The organism is Aquibium sp. A9E412, assembly GCF_030398335.1.
In the GTDB taxonomy this organism is placed as follows: Bacteria; Pseudomonadota; Alphaproteobacteria; order Rhizobiales; family Rhizobiaceae; genus A9E412.
Genome location: NZ_JAOAOP010000054.1, coordinates 1 through 25578 on the forward strand (window position 1 = coordinate 1; position 25578 = coordinate 25578).

26 protein-coding genes and 1 tRNA gene are annotated in these 25578 nt (G+C 71.7%); 15 read left to right on the plus strand and 12 right to left on the minus strand.

Features of this window, described 5'->3' with window-relative positions; genetic code table 11:
• Positions 1-104: 104 nt before the first annotated feature.
• Positions 105-194, minus strand: a tRNA-Ser gene (locus tag N1F89_RS16015).
• Between the two features lie 430 nt (positions 195-624).
• Between N1F89_RS16015 and N1F89_RS16020 the strand changes: the two genes are divergently transcribed.
• The 3 genes from N1F89_RS16020 (at position 625) to N1F89_RS16030 (ending at position 2370) form a co-directional block, all read left to right on the plus strand.
• On the plus strand, positions 625-1269 hold the full coding sequence (locus N1F89_RS16020) for a 50S ribosomal protein L21 (protein ID WP_290085242.1): 645 nt from the start codon (positions 625-627) through the stop codon (positions 1267-1269).
• A gap of 120 nt (positions 1270-1389) precedes the next feature.
• Positions 1390-1659, plus strand: a complete 270-nt coding sequence (gene rpmA / locus N1F89_RS16025; RefSeq protein ID WP_290085243.1) for a 50S ribosomal protein L27 — start codon at positions 1390-1392, stop codon at positions 1657-1659.
• 123 nt (positions 1660-1782) lie between these two features.
• Positions 1783-2370: a GNAT family protein gene (locus N1F89_RS16030; RefSeq protein ID WP_290085244.1), complete on the plus strand. Its 588-nt coding sequence runs from the start codon at positions 1783-1785 to the stop codon at positions 2368-2370.
• A 31-nt stretch (positions 2371-2401) separates the two neighbouring features.
• On the opposite strand, the gene N1F89_RS16035 is transcribed toward N1F89_RS16030, so the two are convergent.
• Positions 2402-3280 (minus strand): endonuclease/exonuclease/phosphatase family protein, encoded by an 879-nt coding sequence (locus N1F89_RS16035; protein ID WP_290085245.1) that lies wholly within the window; start codon positions 3278-3280, stop codon positions 2402-2404.
• A gap of 107 nt (positions 3281-3387) precedes the next feature.
• Here N1F89_RS16035 and obgE point away from each other — a divergent pair, with 107 nt between their 5' ends.
• From obgE to N1F89_RS16090, 11 genes are all read left to right on the plus strand, one after another.
• Positions 3388-4428: a GTPase ObgE gene (gene obgE / locus N1F89_RS16040; RefSeq protein WP_290085246.1), complete on the plus strand. Its 1041-nt coding sequence runs from the start codon at positions 3388-3390 to the stop codon at positions 4426-4428.
• A gap of 10 nt (positions 4429-4438) precedes the next feature.
• A complete protein-coding gene (proB, locus tag N1F89_RS16045; RefSeq protein ID WP_290085247.1) occupies positions 4439-5611 on the plus strand; it encodes a glutamate 5-kinase in 1173 nt (390 codons plus the stop codon).
• Positions 5612-5614: 3 nt separating this feature from the next.
• Entirely contained in the window at positions 5615-6901 is a 1287-nt protein-coding gene (locus N1F89_RS16050) for a glutamate-5-semialdehyde dehydrogenase (RefSeq protein ID WP_290085248.1), read from the plus strand.
• A gap of 50 nt (positions 6902-6951) precedes the next feature.
• On the plus strand, positions 6952-7545 hold the full coding sequence (locus N1F89_RS16055) for a nicotinate-nucleotide adenylyltransferase (RefSeq protein ID WP_290085273.1): 594 nt from the start codon (positions 6952-6954) through the stop codon (positions 7543-7545).
• Between the two features lie 103 nt (positions 7546-7648).
• A complete protein-coding gene (locus N1F89_RS16060) occupies positions 7649-9043 on the plus strand; it encodes an MFS transporter (protein ID WP_290085275.1) in 1395 nt (464 codons plus the stop codon).
• A 118-nt stretch (positions 9044-9161) separates the two neighbouring features.
• Positions 9162-9539: a ribosome silencing factor gene (gene rsfS, locus N1F89_RS16065; RefSeq protein ID WP_290085249.1), complete on the plus strand. Its 378-nt coding sequence runs from the start codon at positions 9162-9164 to the stop codon at positions 9537-9539.
• 33 nt (positions 9540-9572) lie between these two features.
• The gene (gene rlmH, locus N1F89_RS16070) at positions 9573-10052 is read left to right on the plus strand and encodes a 23S rRNA (pseudouridine(1915)-N(3))-methyltransferase RlmH (protein ID WP_290085250.1); all 480 of its coding nucleotides are present in this window, start codon (positions 9573-9575) and stop codon (positions 10050-10052) included.
• Positions 10053-10200: 148 nt separating this feature from the next.
• Complete coding sequence (locus N1F89_RS16075; RefSeq protein ID WP_290085251.1) at positions 10201-11517, plus strand: murein hydrolase activator EnvC; 1317 nt, start codon at positions 10201-10203, stop codon at positions 11515-11517.
• On the plus strand, positions 11507-12838 hold the full coding sequence (locus N1F89_RS16080) for a S41 family peptidase (protein WP_290085252.1): 1332 nt from the start codon (positions 11507-11509) through the stop codon (positions 12836-12838). The genes N1F89_RS16075 and N1F89_RS16080 overlap by 11 nt, the downstream gene beginning before the upstream one ends.
• A 100-nt stretch (positions 12839-12938) precedes the next feature.
• The gene (locus N1F89_RS16085) at positions 12939-14132 is read left to right on the plus strand and encodes a divergent polysaccharide deacetylase family protein (RefSeq protein WP_290085253.1); all 1194 of its coding nucleotides are present in this window, start codon (positions 12939-12941) and stop codon (positions 14130-14132) included.
• 3 nt (positions 14133-14135) lie between these two features.
• A complete protein-coding gene (locus tag N1F89_RS16090; protein ID WP_290085254.1) occupies positions 14136-14669 on the plus strand; it encodes an RNA pyrophosphohydrolase in 534 nt (177 codons plus the stop codon).
• Between the two features lie 49 nt (positions 14670-14718).
• Here the strand turns inward: N1F89_RS16090 and N1F89_RS16095 are convergent, their stop codons facing one another.
• The 10 genes from N1F89_RS16095 to N1F89_RS16140 form a co-directional block, all read right to left on the minus strand.
• A complete protein-coding gene (locus tag N1F89_RS16095) occupies positions 14719-15729 on the minus strand; it encodes a M23 family metallopeptidase (protein WP_290085256.1) in 1011 nt (336 codons plus the stop codon).
• A 6-nt stretch (positions 15730-15735) separates the two neighbouring features.
• A complete protein-coding gene (locus N1F89_RS16100) occupies positions 15736-16260 on the minus strand; it encodes a superoxide dismutase family protein (protein ID WP_290085257.1) in 525 nt (174 codons plus the stop codon).
• Between the two features lie 120 nt (positions 16261-16380).
• Complete coding sequence (locus tag N1F89_RS16105; protein ID WP_290085259.1) at positions 16381-16788, minus strand: F0F1 ATP synthase subunit epsilon; 408 nt, start codon at positions 16786-16788, stop codon at positions 16381-16383.
• Between the two features lie 65 nt (positions 16789-16853).
• Positions 16854-18380, minus strand: coding sequence for a F0F1 ATP synthase subunit beta (gene atpD / locus N1F89_RS16110; RefSeq protein WP_290085260.1), 1527 nt, complete (start codon positions 18378-18380; stop codon positions 16854-16856).
• A gap of 24 nt (positions 18381-18404) precedes the next feature.
• Positions 18405-19295 carry a F0F1 ATP synthase subunit gamma gene (locus tag N1F89_RS16115; protein ID WP_290085262.1) on the minus strand — a complete coding sequence of 297 codons (891 nt, stop codon included), beginning with the start codon at positions 19293-19295 and terminating at the stop codon, positions 18405-18407.
• A gap of 12 nt (positions 19296-19307) precedes the next feature.
• Positions 19308-20837, minus strand: a complete 1530-nt coding sequence (gene atpA, locus N1F89_RS16120) for a F0F1 ATP synthase subunit alpha (RefSeq protein WP_290085263.1) — start codon at positions 20835-20837, stop codon at positions 19308-19310.
• Complete coding sequence (locus N1F89_RS16125) at positions 20837-21397, minus strand: F0F1 ATP synthase subunit delta (RefSeq protein WP_290085265.1); 561 nt, start codon at positions 21395-21397, stop codon at positions 20837-20839. Before N1F89_RS16125 ends, atpA begins: the two co-directional genes overlap by 1 nt.
• A 231-nt stretch (positions 21398-21628) precedes the next feature.
• Positions 21629-21994, minus strand: coding sequence for a hypothetical protein (locus tag N1F89_RS16130; RefSeq protein ID WP_290085266.1), 366 nt, complete (start codon positions 21992-21994; stop codon positions 21629-21631).
• 57 nt (positions 21995-22051) lie between these two features.
• Positions 22052-22513 carry a hypothetical protein gene (locus N1F89_RS16135; protein ID WP_290085268.1) on the minus strand — a complete coding sequence of 154 codons (462 nt, stop codon included), beginning with the start codon at positions 22511-22513 and terminating at the stop codon, positions 22052-22054.
• A gap of 38 nt (positions 22514-22551) precedes the next feature.
• Positions 22552-24735 carry a primosomal protein N' gene (locus N1F89_RS16140; protein WP_290085269.1) on the minus strand — a complete coding sequence of 728 codons (2184 nt, stop codon included), beginning with the start codon at positions 24733-24735 and terminating at the stop codon, positions 22552-22554.
• 86 nt (positions 24736-24821) lie between these two features.
• On the opposite strand from N1F89_RS16140, the gene fsa reads away from it, so the two are divergent.
• Entirely contained in the window at positions 24822-25475 is a 654-nt protein-coding gene (gene fsa, locus N1F89_RS16145; RefSeq protein WP_290085271.1) for a fructose-6-phosphate aldolase, read from the plus strand.
• Positions 25476-25578 lie beyond the last annotated feature (103 nt).

Below are 25578 nucleotides of genomic sequence, written 5' to 3' on the forward strand. Positions count from 1 at the left end.
GGCCGCGTCGAACCGGCGCCCAACCCATTCGCCCCGGAGAATGTGTAAACGATCTCTCCGGTATCAGCTGTAAACCATGTCCCCGGTATGGACCCGGCGGTGTTTGGCGGAGAGGGGGGGATTCGAACCCCCGATACCCTTGCGAGTATGCCGCATTTCGAGTGCGGTGCATTCAACCACTCTGCCACCTCTCCGCGGGGCGTGGCCGGGCGCCGGAGCGCGGCGCACTAGATAGCGGCTGCGCCGCAGCGACACAAGGGTCAATCTGGGGCAATCTAGGGGCTAACCGGAGCGCGCCCCGGCGGCCGCGCCGAGGATGCCGACGACGTCCGCGACCTGATGGCTAACCGGCGCGCGCCCCGGCGGCCGGCCTGACGCCCGCCCGTGCCGCCGGCCCGTCGCCCGGCGGCCAGCCCGGCGCCCCGGTCGCGCCGCCAGCGCGGCGCCGGCTTGACCTTGCGGCGGGGTTGCGCTATCGGAACGCGGCTGCGGCGTGGAGAAGATCCGCGCCGCTTGTGCGTTGGGCCCGGTGGCCCGAGGCCCGCGACCAACCGCAACGACTGACAAGAAGACGGCCCGGGCGCTTGCGCCGGAGGCCGGACCGGACACCGAAAGGCAAGAAAGATGTTCGCAGTCATCAAGACCGGCGGCAAGCAGTACCGCGTCGTCGCCGACGATCTCCTCGAGGTCGAGCGCCTGGCCGGCGAGCCCGGCGAGATCATCCAGTTTCCGCACGTCCTGGCGCTCGGCGAGGGCGCCGACGTGACGATCGGCGCGCCCTTCGTCGACGGCGCCAGCGTCGCCGCCGAGGTGGTCGAGCAGAATCGCGGCCCCAAGGTCATCGCCTTCAAGAAGCGGCGCCGGCAGAACTCGCGCCGCAAGCGCGGCCATCGCCAGCTTCTCACCACGGTGCGCATCTCCGAGATCCTGACCGGCGGCGCCAAGCCGTCGAAGAAGGCGCCCAAGCCGGCGCCGAAGAAGGCGGAGGCCGAGGCCAAGCCGGGCAAGGCCGAGCCGGCCAAGGCGGAGGCCGGCGAAGCCGCCGCCGCGCCGCTGTTCACCGCGCCCGAGGGGGCCGGCGACGACCTGACCAAGATCAAGGGCATCGGCCCGGTGGCCGCGCGCCAGCTCGGCGAGCAGGGCATCACCACCTTCGCCCAGATCGCCGGCCTGAGCGACGCCGACGTGGCGCGCATCGACGACGCCATGCCGTTCAGCGCCGAGCAGATCGCCGACTGGCGCGAGCAGGCCAAGGCGCTGGCCGGCTGACCGGGACGCGGTGCGCTGTCGGCGGATGGCAGCACTGAGCGACGGATGAATTGACAGCGGGCGCCGCGGCGTCCAGATAACACCACGACAGGCGCCGTCACCGGCGCGAAGGAGCAGAGCATGGCCCACAAGAAAGCTGGCGGTTCGTCGCGCAACGGCCGCGATTCCGAATCCAAGCGTCTCGGCGTGAAGAAGTTCGGCGGCGAGCGGGTGCTCGCCGGCAACATCATCGTGCGCCAGCGCGGCACCAAGTGGCACCCCGGCAGCAATGTCGGCATGGGCAAGGACCACACGCTGTTCGCCCTCGAGGAGGGTGCCGTGTCCTTCGCCAAGAAGGCCAACGGACGAACCTACGTGTCGGTGATCCCGGCCATGCAGGCAGCGGAGTAGCCGGTTCCGCTTCACCCAACACCGGCGACCCATCTCGGGGCCGGTGTCCGGGCAGTCCAGGACCAAGCGAAGGGGAGATGGGTCGCCATCTCCCCTTTTTTTCTTGCTCTGGAGGACGAGCCCATGGTTGCCGAAAGCGAAGACGAGACCTGCGCGGGCGCGCGGATCGACTGCCCGGTCCTGGTGACCGAGCGCCTGGTGCTGCGCCTGCCGCACGACGACGACGTCGACGAGCTGGCCGAGCTCGCCGACAACCGCCGCATCGCCGAGATGCTCGGCCGGCTGCCGCATCCCTACGGCCGCGACGACGCGGCGGCCTTCGTGGCGCGCGCCCGGCGGCGGCGCGCGGGTGGCTGCGTCTACGCGCTGACGATCGCCGGCAGCGGCGCCTTCATCGGCGCGGCGGGCCTCGAGCCGCGCGAGCAGGGGCTGGAGCTCGGCTACTGGATCGGCCAGCCCTACTGGGGCTACGGCTATGCCACCGAGGCGGCCCACGCGCTGGTCGACCTCGCCTTCCGCGCCACCACGGTCGACCGGCTGCACGCCGCCTGCCGGGTGGTCAACTCCGCCTCGCGCCGGGTCATCCACAAGTGCGGCTTCCAGTATGCCGGCCAGGGCATGATGACGTCGCTCGCCGCCGGCCAGGTGCCCGTCGAGCGCTATCAGCTCGACCGCAGCACCTGGGTCAGCCTGCGCAGCTGGGGCATGTGAGGTGGACCGCCGGCCGGCCGCGCGCCACCCGTCAGCCGAGCTCGAGCCACAGCGGCAGGTGGTCCGAGCCGGCGGCGGCGCGGTCGACGCGCACGCCCTGCAGCCGCGCCACCAGGTCGGCGCTGACGAAGCCGTAGTCGATGCGCTTGTGGCGGCTCGCGTCGTCCGGCCGCTCGGGATCGACCCAGGTGGTCAGCGCGCCGTCCTCCGCCGCCGCGCCGCACAGCCGGCGCGCGGCGTCGACCGGCAGCGTGGTGCGCAGCGCCACGCCGTTGTCGCCCTCCGGCCGGCCGGCGAGCGCGGTGTATTCGGCCGAGTCGGGCAGCATGTTGAAGTCGCCGAGAAGCACGAAGCTGTCGGGATGCGGCGGCTCGGGAAAGCCCATCTCGACGACGCCGGTCAGCGCGCCGCCCTCCTGCGCGTAGCCGTTGACGCGCGCCATCAGGAAGGCGAGCTGCGCGATGCGCTCGTCGGCGCTCATGTGGTCGAGATGCACCGAGTAAAAGCGCACCGGGCCGAACGGCGTGGCGATCATCGCCTCCAGCGCGCCGCGCTGCAGGTTGAGCTTGTCGACGCTGCGCCGCCTGGGCAGCAGGTGGTTGCGCACCGAAATCGGCGGCGTCTTCGACAGGATCATGTTGCCGAACTCGAAGCGCGTGTCGACGGCCCGCCCGTCGACCAGCCGCGAGCCCATGTCGGCGCCGAACGGCGCGCCGAAGGCGGCGAAGTAGTCGGGCAGCAGGGCCCGCAGCTCGGCCACCAGGTCGCGACCTTCGTTGGACGGGCTGTTGCGCGTCACCTCCTGCAGCGCGATCACGTCGGCGCCGCGCACTGCATCGGCGATGCGCGCGATGTCGTAGGCGCCGTCGAGCCCGATGCCGTACTGGATGTTGTAGGTCACGATCTTCATGGTGTCGGCGCGTCCTTCTGCCAATCTCCGATTCGCCCCCTCGCCCCGGCGCCGAGCATGCGCTAGAGCAGGCGTCCGGCCCCGTAGACCAGATTGCTGACAGACTCATGAAATTTCTCGACCAGGCCAAGGTGTATGTGCGCTCCGGCGACGGCGGCGCCGGCAGCGTGTCGTTCCGCCGCGAGAAATACATCGAGTTCGGCGGCCCCGACGGCGGCGACGGCGGCCGCGGCGGCGACGTCTGGGTGGAGGCCGTCGACGGCCTCAACACGCTGATCGACTACCGCTACCAGCAGCACTTCAAGGCCAAGACCGGCGGCCACGGCATGGGCCGCAACCGCACCGGCGCCGGCGGCGCCGACGCGCTGCTCAAGGTGCCGGTCGGCACGCAGGTCTTCGAGGAGGACAACGAGACGCTGATCTGCGACCTGACCGAGGTCGGCCAGCGCTTCCGGCTCGCCGCCGGCGGCAATGGCGGCTTCGGCAACCAGCACTTCAAGTCGTCGACCAACCGCGCGCCGCGGCGCGCCAATCCCGGCCTGCCCGGCCAGGAACGCACCATCTGGCTGCGCCTCAAGCTGATCGCCGACGCCGGCCTCGTCGGCCTGCCCAACGCCGGCAAGTCGACCTTCCTGGCCGCCGTCAGCGCCGCCCGGCCGAAGATCGCCGACTATCCCTTCACCACGCTGACGCCCGGCCTCGGCGTGGCGCGCATCGACCAGCGCGAGATCGTCGTCGCCGACATCCCCGGGCTGATCGAGGGCGCTCACCAGGGCGCCGGCATCGGCGACCGCTTCCTCGGCCATGTCGAGCGCACCCGCGTGCTCTTGCACCTGGTCTCCGCGCGCGAGGACGACCCGGCCGCCGCCTACCGCATGGTGCGCGGCGAGCTCGCCGCCTATGGCCACGGGCTCGCCGACAAGCCGGAGATCGTCGCTCTCAGCCAGGCCGACACGGCCGACGCGGAAGCGCGCGCCGAGAAGGCCGCCGCGCTCGCCGCGGCCGCCGGCCGGCCGCCGCTCATGCTGTCGGCGGCAACCGGCGAGGGCGTCACCGAGGCGCTGCGCCGGCTCGCCGCCATCGTCGAGGCGGCGCGCGCGGCCGAGCAGACGGCCGCCGCCGCGCCTTCCGAACGCTGGCAGCCCTGAGGCGGCGGCGATGCGCGACCTCGCCCTCGGCGCCTACCGGCGCATCACCATCAAGATCGGCTCGGCGCTGCTGGTCGACCCGGCGCACGGGCTGCGCCGCGACTGGCTCGCCGCGCTGGCCGACGACGTCGCCGCGCTCGCCGCCGGCGGCAGCGAGATGCTGATCGTGTCGTCCGGCGCCGTCGCGCTGGGCCGCACGGTGCTCGGCCTCGAGCGCCGCACGCTGCGGCTGGAGGAAAGCCAGGCGGCCGCCGCCGTCGGCCAGATCGCGCTCGCCGGCGCCTGGGCGGCTGAGCTCGGCCGGCACGGCCTGACCTCCGGCCAGGTGCTGGTGACGCTCGGCGACACGGAGGAGCGGCGCCGCTATCTGAACGCCCGCGCCACCATCTCGACCCTGCTCAAGCTCGGCGCCGTGCCGGTGATCAACGAGAACGACACGGTGGCGACCAGCGAGATCCGCTACGGCGACAACGACCGGCTGGCCGCCCGCGTCGCCACCATGATGGGCGCCGACCTCCTGGTGCTGCTGTCCGACGTCGACGGGCTCTACACCGCGCCGCCGGCACGCGATCCCACGGCGCGCTTCATCCCCCTCGTCGAGCGCATCACGCCGGAGATCGAGGCGATGGCCGGCGACGCCGGCACGACGCTGGCACGCGGCGGCATGCGCACCAAGCTCGACGCCGGCAAGATCGCCACCACCGCCGGCACCGCGATGATCATCGCCTCCGGCACGCGGCTCAACCCGCTGTCGGCCGTCGCCGCGGGCGCCCGCGCCACCGTCTTCAGACCGAGCGCCGATCCCGTGCGCGGCTACAAATCGTGGATCGCCGGCCAGCTCGAGCCGTCCGGCCGCATCGCCGTCGACGCCGGCGCCGTCGCCGCGCTGATCGCCGGCAAGTCGCTGCTGCCGGCCGGCGTGCGCCAGGTCACCGGCCATTTCGCACGCGGCGACACCGTGTCGATCACCGGCCCCGACGGCCGCGAGGTGGCGCGCGGCCTGGTTGCCTACGACGCCCCCGATGCCGTAAGGATTGCCGGGCTGAAGACGGCCGAGATCGCCGAGGCGCTCGGCTACGAGGCGCGCGCGGCGATGGTGCACCGCGACGATCTGGTGCTGTCGCGGCTCATCGACCGGCCCGCCCGCTACGCGGCGGACGCCCGTCAGGACGCGGAGGACTGAGAGATGCTGCAGCGGCACGAGGCCACCGGCCGGGACGTCGCCGGCCTGATGCGCGAGATCGGCGCGGCCGCGCGCGCCGCCGCACGGCCGCTCGCCATCGCCGACACGGCGCAGAAGAACGCCGCGCTCGGCGCCATGGCCGATGCGCTCGAGGCCGACTGCGCCGCCATCCTCGCCGCCAACGAAGAGGACATGGAGGCCGGCCGCGCCGCCGGCCTGTCGGCCGCCCTGCTCGACCGGCTGCGCCTCGACGCGGCGCGCGTCAGCGCCATCGCCGATGGCGTGCGCGCCATCGCCGAACTGCCCGACCCGGTCGGCCAGGTGATCGCCCGTTGGCAGCGCCCCAACGGCCTCGCGATCGAGCGCGTGCGCACGCCGCTCGGCGTCATCGGCGTGATCTACGAGAGCCGGCCCAACGTGACGGCCGATGCCGGCGCGCTGTGCCTCAAGGTGGGCAACGCGACGATCCTGCGCGGCGGCTCCGACTCCGCCCGCTCCTCCGCCGCCATCCACGCCTGCCTCGTCGCCGGGCTCAAGGCCGCCGGCCTGCCGGAAACGGCGATCCAGCGCGTGCCGACCACCGACCGCGCCGCCGTCGGCGCCATGCTGGCCGGCCTAGACGGCCATCTCGACGTCATCGTGCCGCGCGGCGGGCGCGGCCTGGTCGAGCGCGTGCAGACCGAGGCGCGGGTCCCGGTCTTCGCCCATCTCGAAGGCATCTGCCACGTCTATGTCGACCGCTCGGCCGAAATCGCCATGGCGCGCGACATCGTCGTGAACGCCAAGATGCGGCGCACCGGCATCTGCGGCGCGGCCGAGACGCTGCTCGTCGACCGCGCCGCAGCGGCGAGCCATCTCGTGCCCGTGCTCGAGGCGCTGGCGGCCGCCGGCTGCGCCATCCGCGGCACGCCCGAGGTGGTCGCCGCCTTTCCCGCCGCCACGCCGGCCAGCGACGCCGACTGGACGACGGAGTATCTCGACGCGATCATCGCGGTGCGGCTGGTCGACGGCGTCGACGAGGCGATCGAGCACATCGAGCGGCATTCCTCGCACCACACCGAGGCGATCGTCGCCGAGGACGCGGCGGCCGTCGAGCGCTTCTTCGCCGAGATCGATTCGGCGGTCCTGCTGCACAACGCCTCGACCCAGTTCGCCGACGGCGGCGAGTTCGGCATGGGCGCGGAGATCGGCATCGCCACCGGCAAGATGCATGCGCGCGGGCCGGTCGGCGTCGAGCAGCTCACCTCCTTCAAGTACCGGGTTCGCGGGTCGGGCCAGACCCGGCCTTGAGCGTGGCGCCGGCTCCCAGCGCCGAGGACGTGCCGGCGCGCTTTCTGCGCATGCCGCAGGTCGAGCGCGGCATGGCGGTCGGCCTGTTCGGCGGCTCGTTCAACCCGCCGCATGCCGGCCATGCGCTGGTCGCCGAGATCGCCTTGCGCCGCCTGGCGCTCGACCAGCTCTGGTGGATGGTCACCCCCGGCAACCCGCTCAAGAGCCGCACCGAGCTCAAGCCGCTCGCCCGCCGCATCGCCCTGTCGCAGCGCTGCATCGCCGACCCGCGCGTCAAGATCACCGCCTTCGAGGCCGGCCACAACGTGCGCTACACCGCCGACACGCTGGCCCTGGTGCGGGCGCGCAACGTCGGTGTCAACTTCGTCTGGATCATGGGCGCCGACAGCCTCAAGAGCTTCCACCGCTGGGAGCGCTGGCGCGAGATCGCCATGACCATGCCGATCGCGGTGATCGACCGGCCCGGCGACACGCTGTCCTACCTGTCGGCGCGCATGGCCAAGGCGTTCGACCGCGCCCGCGTCGATGAGGAGGACGCGCCGCGCCTGGCGCGCATGAAGCCGCCGGCCTGGACCTTCATCCACGGGCCGCGCTCCTCGCTGTCGTCGACCGCCATCCGCGACGCCGAGGCGGCCGGACGCTGAGCCGCACGCGGCGCGCGAGCGCCGTCTGAATCCGGCCCGCGCAAGTCGCATTTGTCGCGGCACGACGGGCCGCCGCGGGCGAAACATCGCAGCCATGAACGCGATGACGCAGCCCGACGATCCGGCCCTGCAGGCCTATGGCGGCGACGAGCTGCCGCCGCCGGCGCGCGCCGTTGCCAGCGTCATCGTCTCGGTCGGCCTGGTGGCCATCGGCAACGGGCTCCTGTTCGCCTTCATCCCGGTGCGGCTCGCCGCCGAGGGCTTCGCGCCGACCTGGGCCGGCGCCATCCTCACCGGGCTTTCCGCCGGCGGCATGGCCGGCTGCTTCCTGACCGGCGCGATGGTGCGCCGCGTCGGCCACGCCCGCGTCTTCATGACCTTCTCGGCGATCATCATCCTGTCCAACGCGACGATCAGCATCGGCGCCTACCCGGCGCTGTGGATCGCCTCGCGCGCGCTCTACGGCCTCGCCATCAGCGGCCTGTTCATCGTCACCCAGAGCTGGCTCAACGACGTCGTCGACAACACCATCCGCGGCCGCGTGACGGCGATCTTCTACGTCACCTACGTCGTCGGCGTCGGCGTCGGCTCGTTCATGCTGCGCTTCATCGACATCGACACGCCGGCCGCGCCGATCATCGGCATCGCCTTCGCGGCGCTGTCGATCATCCCCGTCGGCATGACCAGGCTGAGGCCGCCGCCGCCGCCGGAGACCGCCTCGATCGCGCTCGGCCTCGCCTGGCGCATCTCGCCCGTCGGCCTTGCCGGCATGCTCGCCGTCGGCGGCATGTCGATGATGGTGGCCGGCTTCGCGCCGATCCACGCCACCGCCACCGGCCTGTCGAAGAACGACGTGGCGCTTCTGATGTTCGCCATGCCGCTCGGCACCATCCTGGTGCAGCTTCCCGCCGGCTGGATCTCCGACCGCACCGACCGCCGCTACGTGCTGATCGCCGCCTCGCTGATGGTGATCGCCGGCGCGCTGCTGGCGGCCCGCGTCGACGGCGGCGCGCTGCTGCTGCTGCTGGCCGTCTACATGCTGTGGAGCGGCGCCACGGAATCGATCTACGCGATCTCCAGCGCGCACGCCAACGACCGCGCCGGCAAGGGCGACCTCGTCGCGCTGTCGAGCACCATGCTGTTCGCCTGGTCGCTGTCGGGCTTCCTGATCCCCGGCGGCACGACGCTGCTGACCGCCGCCGTGGGCACCCAGGCCTTCATGCACGTCGCCGTCGTCATCGCGGTCGTCTTCTGCGCCTTCGTCGCCTGGCGCGTGCGGCGCAGCGAGCCGGCCGCGCCGGAGGAGACCGGCGAGTTCACGCCGCTGCCGGCGCAGGCGCCGCCGCCGGCCGAGCTCGCCTTCACCGGCGAGGAGGCGGAGGCGCTGACGCTCGCCGAGGCCGCGCTCGACGGGCCGCCGCCGCCCGAACAGGCGGCACCGCCGCTCAGCGAGGACAGTACGGGCCCGGACCAGGAGCGCGGCCCGTTCCTGTCTTGAAACCGCCAACCATCTCTGCCTATCTATTGGTCATCGTCGGGCATGCGCCGGGCGATTTGGTTGTTCTTGTCAGAAGGGAAAGACACTGAGAACAGCACTGCGGAAGAAGGCCGACATCATGCCTTCGCCGGCCGGGACGAACGGAATGGACGCCGTGTCCCGTGCCATCACGACGGTCCTCGCCAGTCTCGAAGACTCCAAGGCGGAAGACATCGTCTCCATCGACATCCAGGGCAAGTCGAGCCTCGCCGACGCGATGGTCATCGCCTCGGGCCGCTCGCACCGCCACGTGGCGGCGGTCGCCGACCACCTGATGCGCGCGCTCAAGGACGCCGGTCTCGGCACCGCGCGCGTCGAGGGTCTGTCGGGCGCCGACTGGGTGCTGATCGACGCGGGCGACGTCATCGTCCACATTTTCCGCCCCGAGGTGCGTGCCTTCTACAACATCGAGAAGATGTGGCAGGCGCCCGACCTGGAGGACGAGACGGTTCACTGAACCGTCCTCGCCCGCCCGAGACGCGAGGCAGAGATGCGCGTGGCGCTGTGCGCCGTGGGCCGGCTCAAGGCCGGCCCCGAGAGGGAGCTGGCCGAGCGCTATCTCGGCCGCCTCGCCCGGGTCGGACCGCAGGTCGGCCTCGAATTCGGCGGCGTCGGCGAGCTTGCCGAAAGCCGCGCCCGCTCGGCAGCCGAGCGCCGGCGCGACGAGGCGGCCCGGCTCGCCGCCATGGCCGCCGACGCGCCGCTGATCCTGCTCGACGAGCGCGGCCGCAACCTGTCGTCCGAAGCCTTCGCCAGCATGCTGGCCGAGCTGCGCGACGCCGGCCGGCGCGATGTCGCGATCGCCATCGGCGGCCCCGATGGCCATGACGGCGCGCTGCGCCAGCGCGCCCACACGGTGCTGTCCTTCGGCGCCCAGACCTGGCCGCACCAGCTCGTGCGCGTGATGCTGGCCGAGCAGCTCTACCGCGCCGCGACCATCCTCGCCGGCCACCCCTACCACCGGGAGTGAGCGGCCGCGGCCACCGCAATGCGGTCACGTTCGCGTGACACGGTCCGCATGCGGCGGGGCGCGGCGCATGGTTGATTTTTCCTTAACGAAGCCGGCCCTATGCTTGCGGCCGTCGACCGAGAGGACTGCGCCGGGAGTGGCAAGCGCGATGCGACGACAGACCGTCCGGACCCTGCTGGCCGCCATGCTGGCGGCCGCGCTGGCGCTGTCCGGCATCGCGCCGCTCGCCGCGCAGGAGCCGACCGCGGCCGAGATCGACGCGCTGGCCGCGCGCGAGGCCGAGCGCCGGCGCGAATACGAGCGGCTGTCGCGCACCATCGAGCTGTCGCAGGAGCGGCACGAGGCGCTCGCCGCCGAGATCGACGCCATGCGCAAGGACAACGCGGCGCTGACGGCGGCGATGATCCAGGCGGCCAAGACCGAGCGCAAGCTGTCGGAGGACATCGACGCCATCGGCCGGCGCATGACCGGGCTGAAGGACCAGGAGGAGGCGATCCGCCTGTCGCTCAAGGCCCGCCGCGGCGTGCTGATCGAGGTTCTGGCGGCGCTGCAGCGCATGGGCCTCGACCCGCCGCCGGCGATCCTGGTGCGCCCGGAGGACGCGCTCGCCTCGGTGCGCAGCGCCATCCTGCTCGGCGCCGTGGTGCCCGAGCTGCGCGCCGAGACCGAGATCCTGCTCGCCGACCTGCGCGAGCTGGCCCGCGTGGTCGCCTCGATCGAGGCCGAGCGCGACCGGCTGAAGGCGCGCATCGCCGACCAGCAGGCCGAGAAGCAGCGCCTCACCCTGCTCCTGGAAGAGCGGCGCAAGCTGCAGGCGACGCGCGAGGCCGCGCTCGCCGAGGAGCGCGCCCGCGCCGAGCTGCTGGCCGCCCAGGCGACCAACCTGCAGGAGCTGATCGGCACGCTGGAAAGCGAGATCGCCAGCCTGCGCGAGGCCGAGGAGGCGCGCCGCAGGCGCGAGGCGGAGCTCGCCAGCCGGCCGGTGCCGGAGGACAACCGGCTGCCGGCCGCCGTGCCGTTTTCCGCCCGCCGCGGCCAGATGGCGCTGCCGGTCGCCGGCCGCTTCGGACCGCGCTTCGGCGCCGAGAGCCCCGACGGCGGCACGGTGATGGGCGACATTGTAAGAACACAATCGGGCGCAATCGTCACGGCACCCGCGGACGGCACGGTGCTCTATGCGGGGCCGTTCCGCTCCTACGGTCAGCTATTGATCCTCAATGCCGGCGACGGCTATCATGTCGTGTTGGCGGGGATGGACAGAATCACCGTTTCGCTGGGCCAGTCGGTGCTGGCGGGCGAGCCGGTCGGAGCGATGGGCGAGACGAGGCTGGCAAGCATCGCCTCGTTCGGGGATGGCCAAGCCGAGCCGGAGCTCTATGTCGAGTTCCGCAAGGACGGGAAACCCGTCGATCCGTCTCCCTGGTGGGCGGAAAGACTTTCTGGAAGGACAGGCAATGATACGTAAGGTGTCGCTACTGTTTGCCGGAGCGCTGCTGGGCGCGACCGCCATGAGCGCCGTCTACGGGACGAACGGCTCGGCGGCCAACGCGGCCGGCACGGAGACCTACCGGCAGCTCGCCATCTTCGGCGACATCTTCGAGCGCGTTCGTGCGCAGTACGTGACGCCGCCCGAGGAGAAGGAGCTCGTCGAGAGCGCCATCAACGGCATGCTGTCGGCGCTCGACCCGCACTCGTCCTATCTCAATCCCGATGCCGCCAAGGACATGCGGGTGCAGACCAAGGGCGAGTTCGGCGGCCTCGGCATCGAGGTCACGATGGAGGACGAGCTCGTCAAGGTGATCACGCCGATCGACGACACGCCCGCCGCCCGCGCCGGCGTGCTGCCGGGCGACCTGATCGTCGAGATCGACGGCGAGGAGGTGCGCGGCCTGACGCTCAACGAGGCGGTCGACCGCATGCGCGGCCTGGTCAACACGCCGATCGAGCTGACGATCGTGCGCGAGAACGTGGCCGAGCCGCTCAGCATCAAGATCGTCCGCGACATCATCAAGGTGAAGGCGGTCAAGTACCGCGTCGAGGAGGATGTCGGCTATCTGAAGATCACCTCCTTCACCGAGAAGACCTTCGACGACCTGAAGGACGCGATCGACACGATCCGCACCGAGGTGCCCGAGGACGAGCTCAAGGGCTACGTGCTCGACCTGCGCCTCAATCCGGGCGGCCTGCTCGACCAGGCGATCAACGTGTCGGACGCCTTCCTCGAGCGCGGCGAGATCGTCTCGACCCGCGGCCGCGACGCCGAGGACGTGGCGCGCTTCGACGCCCGCGCCGGCGACCTGGTCGGCGGTGCGCCTGTGGTCGTGCTGGTCAACGGCGGCTCGGCGAGCGCATCCGAGATCGTCGCCGGCGCGCTGCAGGACCACCGTCGGGCGACCGTGCTCGGCACGCGCTCCTTCGGCAAGGGCTCGGTGCAGACGATCATCCCGCTCGGCGAGAACGGCGCGCTGCGGCTGACGACGGCGCTCTATTACACGCCGGCCGGCAAGTCGATCCAGGGCAAGGGCATCACGCCCGACATCCGGGTCGAGCAGCCGCTGCCGGAGGAGCTGGCCGGGCGCGACGTGACGCGCGGCGAGTCGGAGCTGCGCGGCCACATCCGCGGCGAGGAGGAGAGCGACGAGGGCTCGGGCTCCGTCGCCTACGTGCCGCCGGACCCGAAGGACGACGCGCAGCTTACCTACGCGCTCGACCTGCTGCGCGGCGTGAAGACCGATCCGGCCTTCCCGCCGAGCCCCGACCAGGCGCTGATGAAGCAGGACCAGTAGGCGGCATGGGCGGGCCGGAGATGGCCCGCCCGCCGCTGCGGCCGCGCGCCGGCCGCCCCGCAACGCCGCTCACCGGCTCCCTCCCGCCCCTCGCCCGACCATGAGCCTGCCGCCCAAGCAGATCGACCGCCCGCTCGGCCAGCCGTCCGGCGGCCGGCGCACGCGCGGTCCGCGGCGCGGGCGCGACGTGCTGCTCGGCGCCGTAGCGCTGGCGCTGTTCGCCACCTCCGCCGCCGTGGCGCTGCGCGAGCGGCCGTTCCGCGATGCCGCGCCGGTCGCCGTGTCGACGCCGCGCACCGCCGAGGCGGCCGACGACGGCGCTGTCGAGGCGCCCCGGCGGGCCGCCGCCGCGCAGGCCGATGCCACGCAGGCCGATGCCGCGGCCGGCGCCCCCGATCCGGCGATCATCCGCGTCGATCCGGCCGCCGCCGGCAGCGCCGACAGCGTCGTGGTATTGCGCGATCCGGCCACGCTCGGCAGCGATCCGCGGGTCGCGCACCTGCCAGACCGGGCGCTGATCGAGGAATCGGAAAGCGGCCCGCTGCCGGTGCGCGGCGCCGACGGCCGCCGCCCCTTCGACGCCTATGCCCGGCCGTGGTCGGGCGCCCGCGGCGCCCGCGTCGCGGTGGTGATCGGCGGCCTCGGCCTGTCGCAGACCGGCACCCAGCGCGCCATCGAGACGCTGCCGGGCGAGATCACGCTGGCCTTCGCGCCGCAGGGCAACAGCCTCGACCGCTGGATGCGCACGGCCCGCCAGGGGGGCCACGAGATCGTCATGCAGGTGCCGCTGGAGCCGTTCGACTATCCCAACGTCAACCCCGGCCGCAACACGCTGACGGTCGGCGCGCCGGCCGGCGAGACGCTCGGCGAGCTGCGCTGGACGCTGTCGCGCATCACCAACTACACCGGCGTGATGAACTACATGGGCGGCCGCTTCGTCGCCGATGCCGGGGCGATGGACGGCATGATGGCCGAGCTCGGACGGCGCGGGCTGATGTTCCTCGACGACGGCACGGCGGCGCGCAGCGTGGCCGAGGAGACGGCGCTCAGCAACGGCGTGCCGTTCGCCGCAGGCGACCTGGTGATCGACGGCGCACGCGAGCGCGGCGCCATCCTCGACCGGCTCGACGAGCTCGAGCGCATCGCCCGGGCGCAGGGCTTCGCCGTCGGCACCGGCTCGGCCTTCGACGTCACGGTCGACGCGGTGGCGAGCTGGGCGCGCGAGGCGCGCAAGCGCGGCATCGAGCTGGTGCCGATCTCGGCCGTGGCGCACGATCCCGAAAGGAGCCGCTAGACGATGACGACGGTTGCAGCCGACAGCCTGCCCTACCGGCGCTGCGTCGGCGCCATGGTGCTCAACCGGGCGGGGCTGGTATGGGCCGGCCGGCGCATCGCCGCCACCGACACCGAGATGGCCGGCAGCGAGCGCCTGTGGCAGATGCCGCAGGGCGGCATCGACGACGGCGAGGACCCGCTCGCCGCCGCCCGCCGCGAGCTCTACGAGGAGACCGGCATCGAGAGCGTGTCGCTGCTCGCCGAGACGCCCGGCTGGCTGAGCTACGACCTGCCGGCCGCGCTGGTCGGCATCGCACTCAAGGGGCGCTATCGCGGCCAGAAGCAGAAATGGTTCGCCTTCCGCTTCGAGGGCGCCGACAGCGAGGTGCGCGTCGACCCGCCGCCGGGCGGCCACGCGCCGGAGTTCGATGCCTGGGCCTGGAAGCCGATGGCGGCGCTGCCCGAGCTGATCGTGCCGTTCAAGCGCGACGTCTACCGCCAGGTGGTCGCCGAGTTCCGCCATCTCGTCGCGGCCGAGGCCTCAGACGGCATGTGAGGGCGGGCGTGCGCCGAAAACCGGCGCGCGGGCGGCGGAGCCAGCCGTGCTACCGGTCCGGCGGGGTCGCCCGACCGGGCGAGACGGTCTCGCCGCGTATCGGAGCGCCGCTTTCCACCGCCTCGCCGTCGGCCACATAGTCGTTGAAGACGGCCGGCAGCCCCTCGCCCGCGGCAAGGTCGTCCGTCGTCTGCAGGTGCAGGTGCAGATGCGGCTCGGAGCTGTTGCCGCTGTTGCCGCAGCGGCCGATCATGGCGCCCGCCGCGACGCGCTCGCCCTGGCGCACCGCCACGCTGCCGGTACGCAGATGGGCGAGGAAGGCGTATTCGCCCGCCCCGAGATCGAGCACGACGTGGTTGCCGGCCGGATTGGCCGGGTCCATCGCGCCCGGCGGATTGTCGGGGAAGCGGTCGACGGCCGCCACCACGCGCCCGGCCGCCGGCGCCAGGATCGGCCGGCCCCAGCAATGGTAGTCGGCGAGCGCATCGCCGTCGCCGTCATGGCTGCGGCCCTCGCGCATGACCAGGAAGTCGTAGGCGAAGCGCTGCGCCCGGTCGACCGCATGGTAGTTGTCCGCCACCGTGCGGCCGCCCCAGTAGACGAACCAGCGTCCCGCGAAGGGCAGCCTGAGATCGGCCTTCGTCCGGTAGTCGAGAAAGCGCGACGGCGCCGCGCTCTGCACCGGCCGGATGAAGAAGCCGGCGATCCGGCCCTCGCCGTCGAGCGCCCACTGCGTCTCGACCGGCCGCGCGACGCCGGAGAACCGGCTGGTGCGCCGGTAGATGGCGAGCCCGGCCTCCTCCGTCGCACGTTCCGACAGAACCGCCTCCTCGGCGCCGAGCTCCGCCGCCGCACCGTCGCGGAAGCTGCCGAAGGCCTGCTCGCTGCCCAGCGCCTCGCGCATCGGCGCGTTCATGCGCGCCCACAGCCTGCCGGTCCGGCCCTGCCAGAAGGCCTCGGTCAGCGCCCGCCCGGTCGCCACCGCCTCCGGCTCGGCCGCCGCGGGCGCCACGGCGGCTGCCAGCGCGACCAGCAGGCCGACGATCGCCGCCAAGCGCACCGGCGGCTACTCGACGATGCCGCAGGCGATGCGCTCGCCGGCCTCGCCCGAGGGCTGGCTGGTGTAGTCGTCCTGCCCGGAATGCACGACGACCGCCGAGCCGTCCGCGTCGTTGAGCGGGTTGTCGCCGTCGGCGATCGACAGCCGGTCGGTGAAGAACTCCGCCACCAGCACGCCGTTCGCCGCCACCTGCACGTTCGGGAAGTCGCCCGGATGCGGGCCGCTCTCGCTGGCGATGCCGTGATCCTTGCCGGCGGCATAGTGGCCGCCGGCGGACTTGAAGCCGTCGGCGGGATCGCAGGTGCCGGTCTCGTGCACGTGGAAGCCGTGCGGGCCGGCCGGCAGGTCGGTCATCTCGACGATGACGTGCAGCATGCCCGACCGGGTCTCGTTGAAGGTCACGGTGCCGACCGACACCTCATCGGTGTTGATCATGTTGGCCGAGGCGGTCCGGCCCTCGGTAGACTGCGCGGCCGCGCCGGCCGTCGACACGAGAAGCGCGCTCAGCGCGCAGGCGAGGATGCGGGACATGGCGGGCTCTCCGTCGGTTCTGCGTTCTGCGCCCTCAACGGCGCCGCACCGGTTTTGTTCGGTGCCGGCAACGAAAAAAGGCGGACCGCCGGCCCGCCTTCGTCGTCGGGCGCCGGCCGTTCAGGCCGGCAGGATCGCCTTTTCCAGCGTGGTGAGCTGCGCCAGGTAGTCTTCCGCCTTGGTGCGGCTGTCGTCGTCGCCGGCATCCGACACGTCCTCGCGCGCCTCCTGGATGCGGCGCGTCAGGTCGTCGCGGTCGATGTCGTCGACCCGCATCGCCGATTCGGCGAGCAGGGTGCAGCTTTCCGGCTGGATGTCGGCGAAGCCGCCGAACACGACGTAGCGCTCCGCGCCGCCGCCGGCCGCGTTCACCGTCACGACGCCGGGCTTGATGCTGGTCATGGTCGGCGCGTGCTGCGCCATCACCGTCATGTCGCCCTCGGTGCCCGGCACGACGACGCTCGACACGTCCTCCGACACCAGAAGGCGCTCCGGCGACACCAGTTCGAATTTGAAGCTGTCAGGCATGGCTGCTCGCGTTCGCGTGGTTCGGCCGGGCGGCGTCGTGCGCCGCGCCGGCCGTCAAGGCTTGGTTAGGCGGCTTCGGCGGCCAGCTTCTGCGCCTTCTCGACCGCATCCTCGATGGTGCCGACCATGTAGAAGGCAGCCTCGGGAAGGTGGTCGTACTCGCCGGCGACGAGGCCCTTGAAGCCCTTGATGGTGTCTTCCAGGTCGACCAGCTTGCCGGGCGAGCCGGTGAACACCTCGGCCACGAAGAAGGGCTGCGACAGGAAGCGCTCGATCTTGCGCGCCCGCGCCACCGTTAGCTTGTCCTCCTCCGACAGCTCGTCCATGCCCAGGATGGCGATGATGTCCTGCAGCGACTTGTAGCGCTGCAGCGTCTGCTGCACGTCGCGCGCCACGTTGTAGTGCTCCTCGCCGACGATCATCGGGTCGAGCATGCGCGAGGTGGAGTCGAGCGGATCGACCGCCGGGTAGATGCCCTTCTCCGAGATGGCGCGGTTGAGCACCGTCGTCGCGTCGAGGTGGGCGAAGGAGGTCGCCGGCGCCGGGTCGGTCAGGTCGTCGGCCGGCACGTAGATCGCCTGCACCGAGGTGATCGAGCCGGTCGTCGTCGTGGTAATGCGCTCCTGCAGCGCGCCCATGTCGGTGGCCAGCGTCGGCTGATAGCCCACCGCCGAGGGAATGCGGCCGAGCAGCGCCGACACCTCGGAGCCCGCCTGCGTGAAGCGGAAGATGTTGTCGACGAAGAACAGCACGTCCTGACCCTGGTCGCGGAAGTACTCCGCCACCGTCAGGCCGGTCAGGCCGACGCGCGCACGCGCGCCGGGCGGCTCGTTCATCTGGCCGTAGACCAGCGCCGCCTTGGAGCCCTCGCCGCCGCCCTTCTTGTTGACGCCCGACTCGATGAACTCGTGATAGAGGTCGTTGCCCTCGCGGGTGCGCTCGCCGACGCCGGCGAACACCGAGTAGCCGCCATGCGCCTTGGCGACGTTGTTGATCAGCTCCTGGATCAGCACCGTCTTGCCGACGCCGGCGCCGCCGAACAGGCCGATCTTGCCGCCCTTGGCGTAGGGCGCCAGGAGGTCGAGCACCTTGATGCCGGTGACCAGGATCTCCGCCTCGGTCGACTGCTCGATGTACTCGGGCGCCGGGGCGTGGATCGGCCGCATCTCCTCGCCCTCGACCGGGCCGGACTCGTCGATCGGCTCGCCGATCACGTTGATGATGCGGCCGAGCATCTGCGGGCCGACGGGCACCGAGATCGGCGCGCCGCTGTCGACCACCTCCTGGCCGCGCACCAGACCCTCGGTGCCGTCCATGGCGATGCAGCGAACGGTGTTCTCGCCGAGGTGCTGCGCCACCTCGAGCACCAGGCGGTTGCCGTGGTTGTCGGTCTCGAGCGCGTTCATGATCGCCGGCAGGTGATCGTCGAACGCCACGTCGACGACGGCGCCGATGACCTGGCGGATGCGGCCCTTCGGGCCGCTGGCGAGCGTGGCGGACGACGCGGCCGAAGACTTGGCGGCCGTGCCCTTCTTGGCGCTCGAGCCCCGGGCGCTCGAGGCCGTCTTCTTCGTGGTCGCTTCCTTGGCCATTCTGTTCAACCTCTTTAGGTCCGTTTAGAGCGCTTCGGCGCCCGAAATGATCTCGATCAGTTCCTTGGTGATCTGCGCCTGGCGCTGGCGGTTGTAGGTGATCGACAGCTTGTCGATCATCTCGCCGGCGTTGCGCGTCGCGTTGTCCATGGCCGTCATCTTGGCACCCATCTCGCCGGCCGCGTTCTCCAGCAGCGCGCGGAAGATCTGCACCGCGATGTTGCGCGGGATCAGGTCCTCCAGGATGGCGCCGGCGTCGGGCTCGTAGTCGTAGATCGCGCCGCCCTGCGCCGCCGCGGCGGCCTCCTCCGCCTCGCCGGCCTCGGCCGCCGCGGGGATGATCTGCTGCGCGGTCGGCACCTGGCTGATCACCGACTTGAAGTTGGAGTAGAACAGCCGGCAGACGTCGAACTCGCCCGCCTCGAACAGGCCGATCACCTTCCTGGCGATCGCGTCGGCGTCGGTGAAGCGGATCTGCTTGACCTCACGCAGGTCGACCCGGTCGATGATCATCGACTGGAAGTCGCGCCGCAGGATGTCATAGCCCTTCTTGCCGACGCAGATGATCTTGACGGTCTTGCCCTCGGCGACGAGCTTGCGGATGTGCTCGCGGGCCAGCCGCGCGATCTGCGCGTTGAAGCCGCCGCACAGGCCGCGCTCGGCCGTGCACACCACCATCAGGTAGGTGTCGTCCTTGCCGGTGCCGGTCATCAGCGCCGGCGCGTCGCTGCCCTGCACGGCGCCGGCGATGTTGGCGAGCACCGTCGCCATGCGCTCCGAATAGGGCCGCGCGGCTTCCGCGGCCTCCTGGGCACGGCGCAGCTTCGCCGCGGCGACCATCTGCATCGCCTTGGTGATCTTCTGCGTCGCCTTGACGGAGGCGATGCGGTTGCGGAGATCCTTGAGAGACGGCATCCGGCGTCAGCCTCAGGCGAAGGTCTTGGCGAACTTGTCGATCTCGCCCTTGAGCTTCTCGCGCAGTTCGTCCGACAGCGCCTTCTCGGTGCGGATCGCATCGAGCACGGCCTTGCCGTCGGAGCGCATGTGCGCGAGCAGGCCCTGCTCGAAGCGCGTCACGTCGGCGAGCGCCAGCTTGTCGAGATAGCCCTGCGTGCCGGCGAAGATCACCGCCACCTGCTCCTCGGTCTTGAGCGGCGAGAACTGCGGCTGCTTGAGCAGCTCCGTCAGGCGCGCGCCGCGGTTGAGCAGGCGCTGCGTGGCGGCGTCGAGGTCGGAGCCGAACTGCGCGAAGGCCGCCATCTCGCGGTACTGCGCGAGCTCGCCCTTGATCGAGCCGGCGACCTGCTTCATCGCCTTGATCTGCGCCGACGAGCCGACGCGGCTGACCGACAGGCCGACATTGACGGCCGGCCGCACGCCCTGGAAGAACAGGTTGGTCTCCAGGAAGATCTGGCCGTCGGTGATCGAGATCACGTTGGTCGGGATGTAGGCCGACACGTCGTTGGCCTGCGTCTCGATGATCGGCAGCGCCGTCAGCGAGCCGGAGCCGTTGTCGTCGTTCATCTTGGCCGCACGCTCGAGCAGCCGCGAGTGCAGATAGAACACGTCGCCCGGATAGGCCTCGCGGCCGGGCGGACGGCGCAGCAGGAGCGACATCTGGCGGTAGGCGACGGCCTGCTTCGACAGGTCGTCGTAGCCGATCACCGCGTGCTTGCCGTTGTCGCGGAAATACTCGCCCATGGCGCAGCCGGCGAACGGCGCCAGGAACTGCATCGGCGCCGGGTCGGAGGCGGTGGCGGCGACGACGATCGAGTAGTCGAGCGCGCCGCGCTCCTCCAGCACCTTGACGAACTGGGCGACGGTCGAGCGCTTCTGGCCGACCGCGACGTAGACGCAGTAGAGCTTCTGGCTCTCGTCGTCGCCATCGTTGAGCGGCTTCTGGTTGAGGAAGGTGTCGAGGACGATGGCGGTCTTGCCGGTCTGGCGGTCGCCGATGATCAGCTCACGCTGGCCGCGGCCGATCGGGATCAGCGCGTCGATCGCCTTGAGGCCGGTCGACATCGGCTCGTGCACCGACTTGCGCGGGATGATGCCGGGCGCCTTGACGTCGACGCGGCGGCGCTCCTTGGCGTTGATCGGGCCCTTGCCGTCGATCGGGTTGCCGAGGCCGTCGACCACGCGGCCGAGCAGCTCGGGGCCGACCGGCACGTCGACGATGTCGCCGGTCCGCTTGACGGTGTCGCCTTCCTTGATGTCACGGTCGGCGCCGAAGATGACGACGCCGACATTGTCGACCTCGAGGTTGAGCGCCATGCCGCGGATGCCGCCGGGGAACTCGACCATCTCGCCGGCCTGCACGTTGTCGAGGCCGTAGACACGGGCGATGCCGTCGCCGACGGACAGAACCTGACCAACCTCGGAGACTTCGGCTTCCTTGCCGAAATTCTTGATCTGGTCCTTCAGAATTGCGGAGATTTCCGCCGCGCGGATATCCATCAGCCGACCTCTTTCAGTGCAAGCTTGAGCGAATTGAGTTTCGTCTTGAGCGACGTGTCGATCTGGCGCGAGCCCATCTGGACGACCAGGCCGCCGAGAATGGCGGGATCGACCGTCAGCTTCACGTTGACGTCCTTGCCGGCGATCGCCTTGAGCGCGGCGGCCAGCTCCTTCTCCTGCGCGGCCGTCAGCTCGTGCGCGGCGGTCACTTCGGCGCTCACCTCGCCGCGATGGGCGGCGGCGATCTGCCGGAAGGCGCGGATCATCGACGGCACCGCGAACAGGCGCCGGTTATGCGCGACGACGCGCAGGAAATTGCCCACCAGACCGCGAATGCCGGCCTTGTCGAGCACCGCGCCGATGGCATCGAACTGCTCGACGGAGGAGAACACCGGGCTCTCGATCAGCCGCCGCAGGTCCTCGCTGGCCTCGATCATGGCCTCGAAACGGCCGAGATCCGCCTCGACCTCGGCAATCACGCCGTCTTCCTCGGCGAGCTCGAACAGCGAGCTCGCATAGCGGGCAGCCACCCCCGAAATCATCGTGCCAGTCTGTGCCACGGACGGTTCGCTCTCGCTTGCTGCGGGCCGCGAGATCGTAGCGGGAGCACGAGACTCTTGCTAAATCTCTGACCTGGTTGAATTAAATTCGTTTCAAGGAGATACGGGCCGCATCCCCCGGCCGAAAGTCGAAAGCCGTCTAGCACAGGCGTCACGGACTCGCAACACGGCGGCGGGCCGGCGTCATGGCGCGGTTTTGTCGCATCCGGCGCGCCGCCGCGGCGGCCCTCGTCAGCCCAGCAGGCCGACCGCGTAGGCGCCCGGCACGAGACCCAGAACGAGCGCCGCCAGAACCCGCAGCCAGCGCCCGCCGGTGCCGCCGCCGGCAGCCAGCGCGGTGGCCGCCTCGGCCAGCGCGGCGGCAAGCCACGCCGCGGCGAGCGCCAGATAGAGCAGCGGCTGGGCGAACAGGACCGGCACCACGCCGAGACCGGCCAGGAGGCCGCCCGGCAGCGCGGCCGCCATGCCCGGCCCCGCCCGGCGCGCGGCGGCGAGCGCCAGGCCGACCAGCGCCAGGCCGATCGCGACCGTCAGCGCCGCGGCGCAGAAGGCGAACCACTCGCCCGGGCTGTACGGCCATGGAAAGGTGAACTGCATGGGCGCTCGCGTCCTCCTCGCCGCGCGGCGCCCCGCGGCCGCGCATCGCGCGGGCGCTCATACACCGCAATCGCCCTTGAAGGCCACCTCCGTCTCGAGGCCGGCACGCTCGGCGACGATCTTGCCGAAATAGGGCGTGTCTTCCGGGCCGCTCTCGCCGCTCGTCATGTCGATGGTCACCGTCACCGGCAGCGGACCGAAGGTGCGGTAGCGGCGGATCTCGCCATAGTCGGTGCTGTCGCGGCCGAGGAACTCCATCTCGCGCAGCACGCCGTCGAGGCGCATGTAGCCGCGCTCGACGGTGATGCCGCCCTCCTGCACCAGCTCGGTGATGAACAGGAAGCGCCAGGTCTCCGGGTCGTCGTAGGTGAACGCCTGCTCGGCCCGCTGGAAGGTGCAGTAGGCGCCGGTCTGGTACCAGACGATCTCGCCGATCACCGGGTGCGCCTCGGCCGACGCCCGTGCGCCGCCGCCCAGAAGAACCGCCAGGGCGATCGCGCCCGCCAGCCTGCCGCGCATGCCCTTGTCCCCTTCTCTCGCCATCCCGCCTCAATCTGTCACAGGAAGCCCTGCGGGTCGATATCGACATGAACGCGCACCGAGCCGCGTGGTTTCGGCGCCGCCGCCAGCATGGCGCGCAGGAAGGCCTGGATGTCGGCGCGCCGGCTGGCATGCACCAGCAGGCGGAAGCGGTGGCGCCCGGCGATCAGCGCCAGCGGCGCCTCGGCCGGGCCGAGCACGGCGATGGCGTCGGCCGCCGGCGCCGCGCGGCGCAGGGCGCGCGCCTGCGCCTCGGCCTCGGCGCGCGCGTTGGCCGACACGATGATGGCGGCGAGCCGACCGAAGGGCGGCATGGCGCTGCGTTCGCGCTCGGCGATCTCCTGCGCATAGAAGCGCTCGGCGTCGCCGGAGACCAGCGCCCGCATCACCGGATGCTCGGGCTGGTAGGTCTGCAACAGGCCGCGGCTGGCATGGCCCGAGCGGCCGGCCCGGCCGGTCACCTGGCTGAGGAGCTGGAAGGTGCGCTCGGCCGCGCGCAGGTCGCCATTGGCCAGCCCGAGATCGGCATCGACGACGCCGACCAGCGTCATCGCCGGGAAGTTGTGCCCCTTGGCGACGAGTTGCGTGCCGATGACGATGTCCACCTCGCCCTTGGCGATCGCCTCCAGCTCGAGGCGCAGCCGGCGCACGCCGCCCAGCATGTCGGACGACAGCACGATGGTGCGCGCGTCGGGGAAGTGCCGGTCGACCTCCTCGGCGATGCGCTCGATGCCGGGGCCGCAGGCGACCAGATGATCGAGCGTGCCGCATTCCGGGCAGGCTTCCGGGCGCGCCTCGGCATGGCCGCAATGGTGGCAGACGAGCTGGCCGCGAAAGCGGTGCTCGACCAGCCAGCTCGCGCAGTTGGGGCACTGGAAGCGGTGGCCGCACACCCGGCACAGCGTGAGCGGCGCATAGCCGCGCCGGTTGAGGAACAGCAGCGCCTGCTCGCCGCGCTGCAGCGTCTCGCCCACCGCCTCGAGCAGCACCGGCGACAGGAAGCCGCCGCGCGCCGGCGGCGCCTTGCGCAGGTCGACGGCGGCGATCTCCGGCAGCGTCGCGGCGGCGAAGCGCGCCGGCAGCACGACGCGGCGGTAGCGGCCGCGCTCGGCGTTGACGCGGCTTTCGATCGACGGCGTCGCCGAGGCGAGCAGCACGGGAAAGCCGCCGATCCGGCCGCGCACCACCGCCATGTCGCGGGCGTTGTAGAAGACGCGGTCCTCCTGCTTGTAGGCCGGGTCGTGCTCCTCGTCGACGACGATCAGGCCGAGTGCCGCGAACGGCAGGAACAGCGCCGAACGCGCCCCGGCGACGACCCGCACCGTGCCCTCGGCGAGCTGGCGCCAGACGCGCTCGCGCGTGCGCGGCGGCAGGTCGGAGTGCCACTCGGCCGGACGGGCGCCGAAGCGCGCCTCGAAGCGCTCCAGGAACACCTGGGTGAGCGCGATCTCCGGCACCAGGATCAGCACCTGGCGGCCGGCGGCCAGCGCAGCGGCGATCGCCTCGAAATAGACCTCGGTCTTGCCCGAGCCGGTGACGCCGTCGATCAGCGTCACCGAGAAGGCGTCCTCGGCGACGCGTGCACTGACCGCATCGGCCGCCGCGCGCTGCTCGGCGTTGAGCGAGGCCGGCGCGTGCGCCGGATCGGGCGGCGCCACCACCGGCCGCGGCGGCAGCCTCACCGTCTCGAAGACGCCCTGCGTGCGCAGCCCGTCGACGACGCCGAGCGACACGCCGGCCGCGTGCGCCAGGCCCGAGCGCGTCCAGGCGAGCCCGTCGCCGGCGAGCGCCAGCACGCGCTCGCGCGCCGCCGTCATGCGCTGCGGCCGCGCCCCGGTCGCCACGATGCCCTCGGCCGGCGGCTCGGGCTCGAAGGCGCCCGGCGCGCGCAGCACCATGCGCGCCACCATGCCCGGCGGCGACAGCGTGTAGTCGGCCACCCAGTCGATGAAGCGGCGCATCGGCGCGTCGACCGGCGGGCAGTCGAACACCGCCGAGATCGGCCGCAGCCGCTCCGGCGCCAGCGCCTCGGCGGGCCCGTCCCACACGATGCCCGCCACCTCGCGCGGGCCGAGCGGCACCCGCACGACGGCGCCCGGCACCACGCGCATGCCGTCCGGCACGCGATAGCTGTAGGGCCGTTCGGCGGGCATCGGCACGACCACCGGCACGGCGCCCGGCATGGGCGAATCTTGTCTCATCGGGACGTGACCTTGCCCACTTCTTCCGTTATGGCAAAGGCCGATTTGCGCTTGCGCGGCAGCCGCACCCACCCATGGAGACTGCGATGAAGTTCTTCGTCGACACCGCAGACGTCAACGAGATCCGGGAGCTCGGCGCCACCGGCCTGGTCGACGGCGTCACCACCAATCCCTCGCTGATCATGAAGGCGGGGCGCGACATCAAGGAGGTCACCGCCGAGATCTGCGGCCTGGTCGACGGCCCGGTGTCGGCCGAGGTGACCGCGACGGACTATGACGGCATGATGCGCGAGGCGGCGGTTCTGTCGGAGATCGCCGACAACATCTGCATCAAGGTGCCGCTCACCTTCGACGGGCTGAAGGCCTGTCGCGCGCTCACCGACGGCGGCCGGGCGGTCAACGTCACGCTGTGCTTCTCGGCCAACCAGGCGCTGCTCGCCGCCAAGGCGGGCGCCACCTTCATCTCGCCCTTCGTCGGCCGGCTCGACGACATCGGCCTCGAGGGCATGGAGCTGATCTCCGAGATCCGCACCATCTACGACAATTACGGCTTCGCCACCGAGATCCTCGCCGCCTCGCTGCGCACCGTCGGTCACGTCAAGCAGGCCGCGCTGATCGGCGCCGACGTGGCGACGGTGCCGCCGGCGGTGCTGCGCGCCCTGTTCAAGCACCCGCTGACCGACAAGGGCCTCGACGCCTTCCTCGCCGACTGGGCCAAGACCGGCCAGTCGATCGGCTGACCCGCCCGCCCTTTTCCCTTCGCACGGTCCGGCCGCACCCCTTCTCCCCGCAGGCGGGGAGAAGGTGCCCCGAAGGGGCGGATGAGGGGCAGCGCGGACGGGA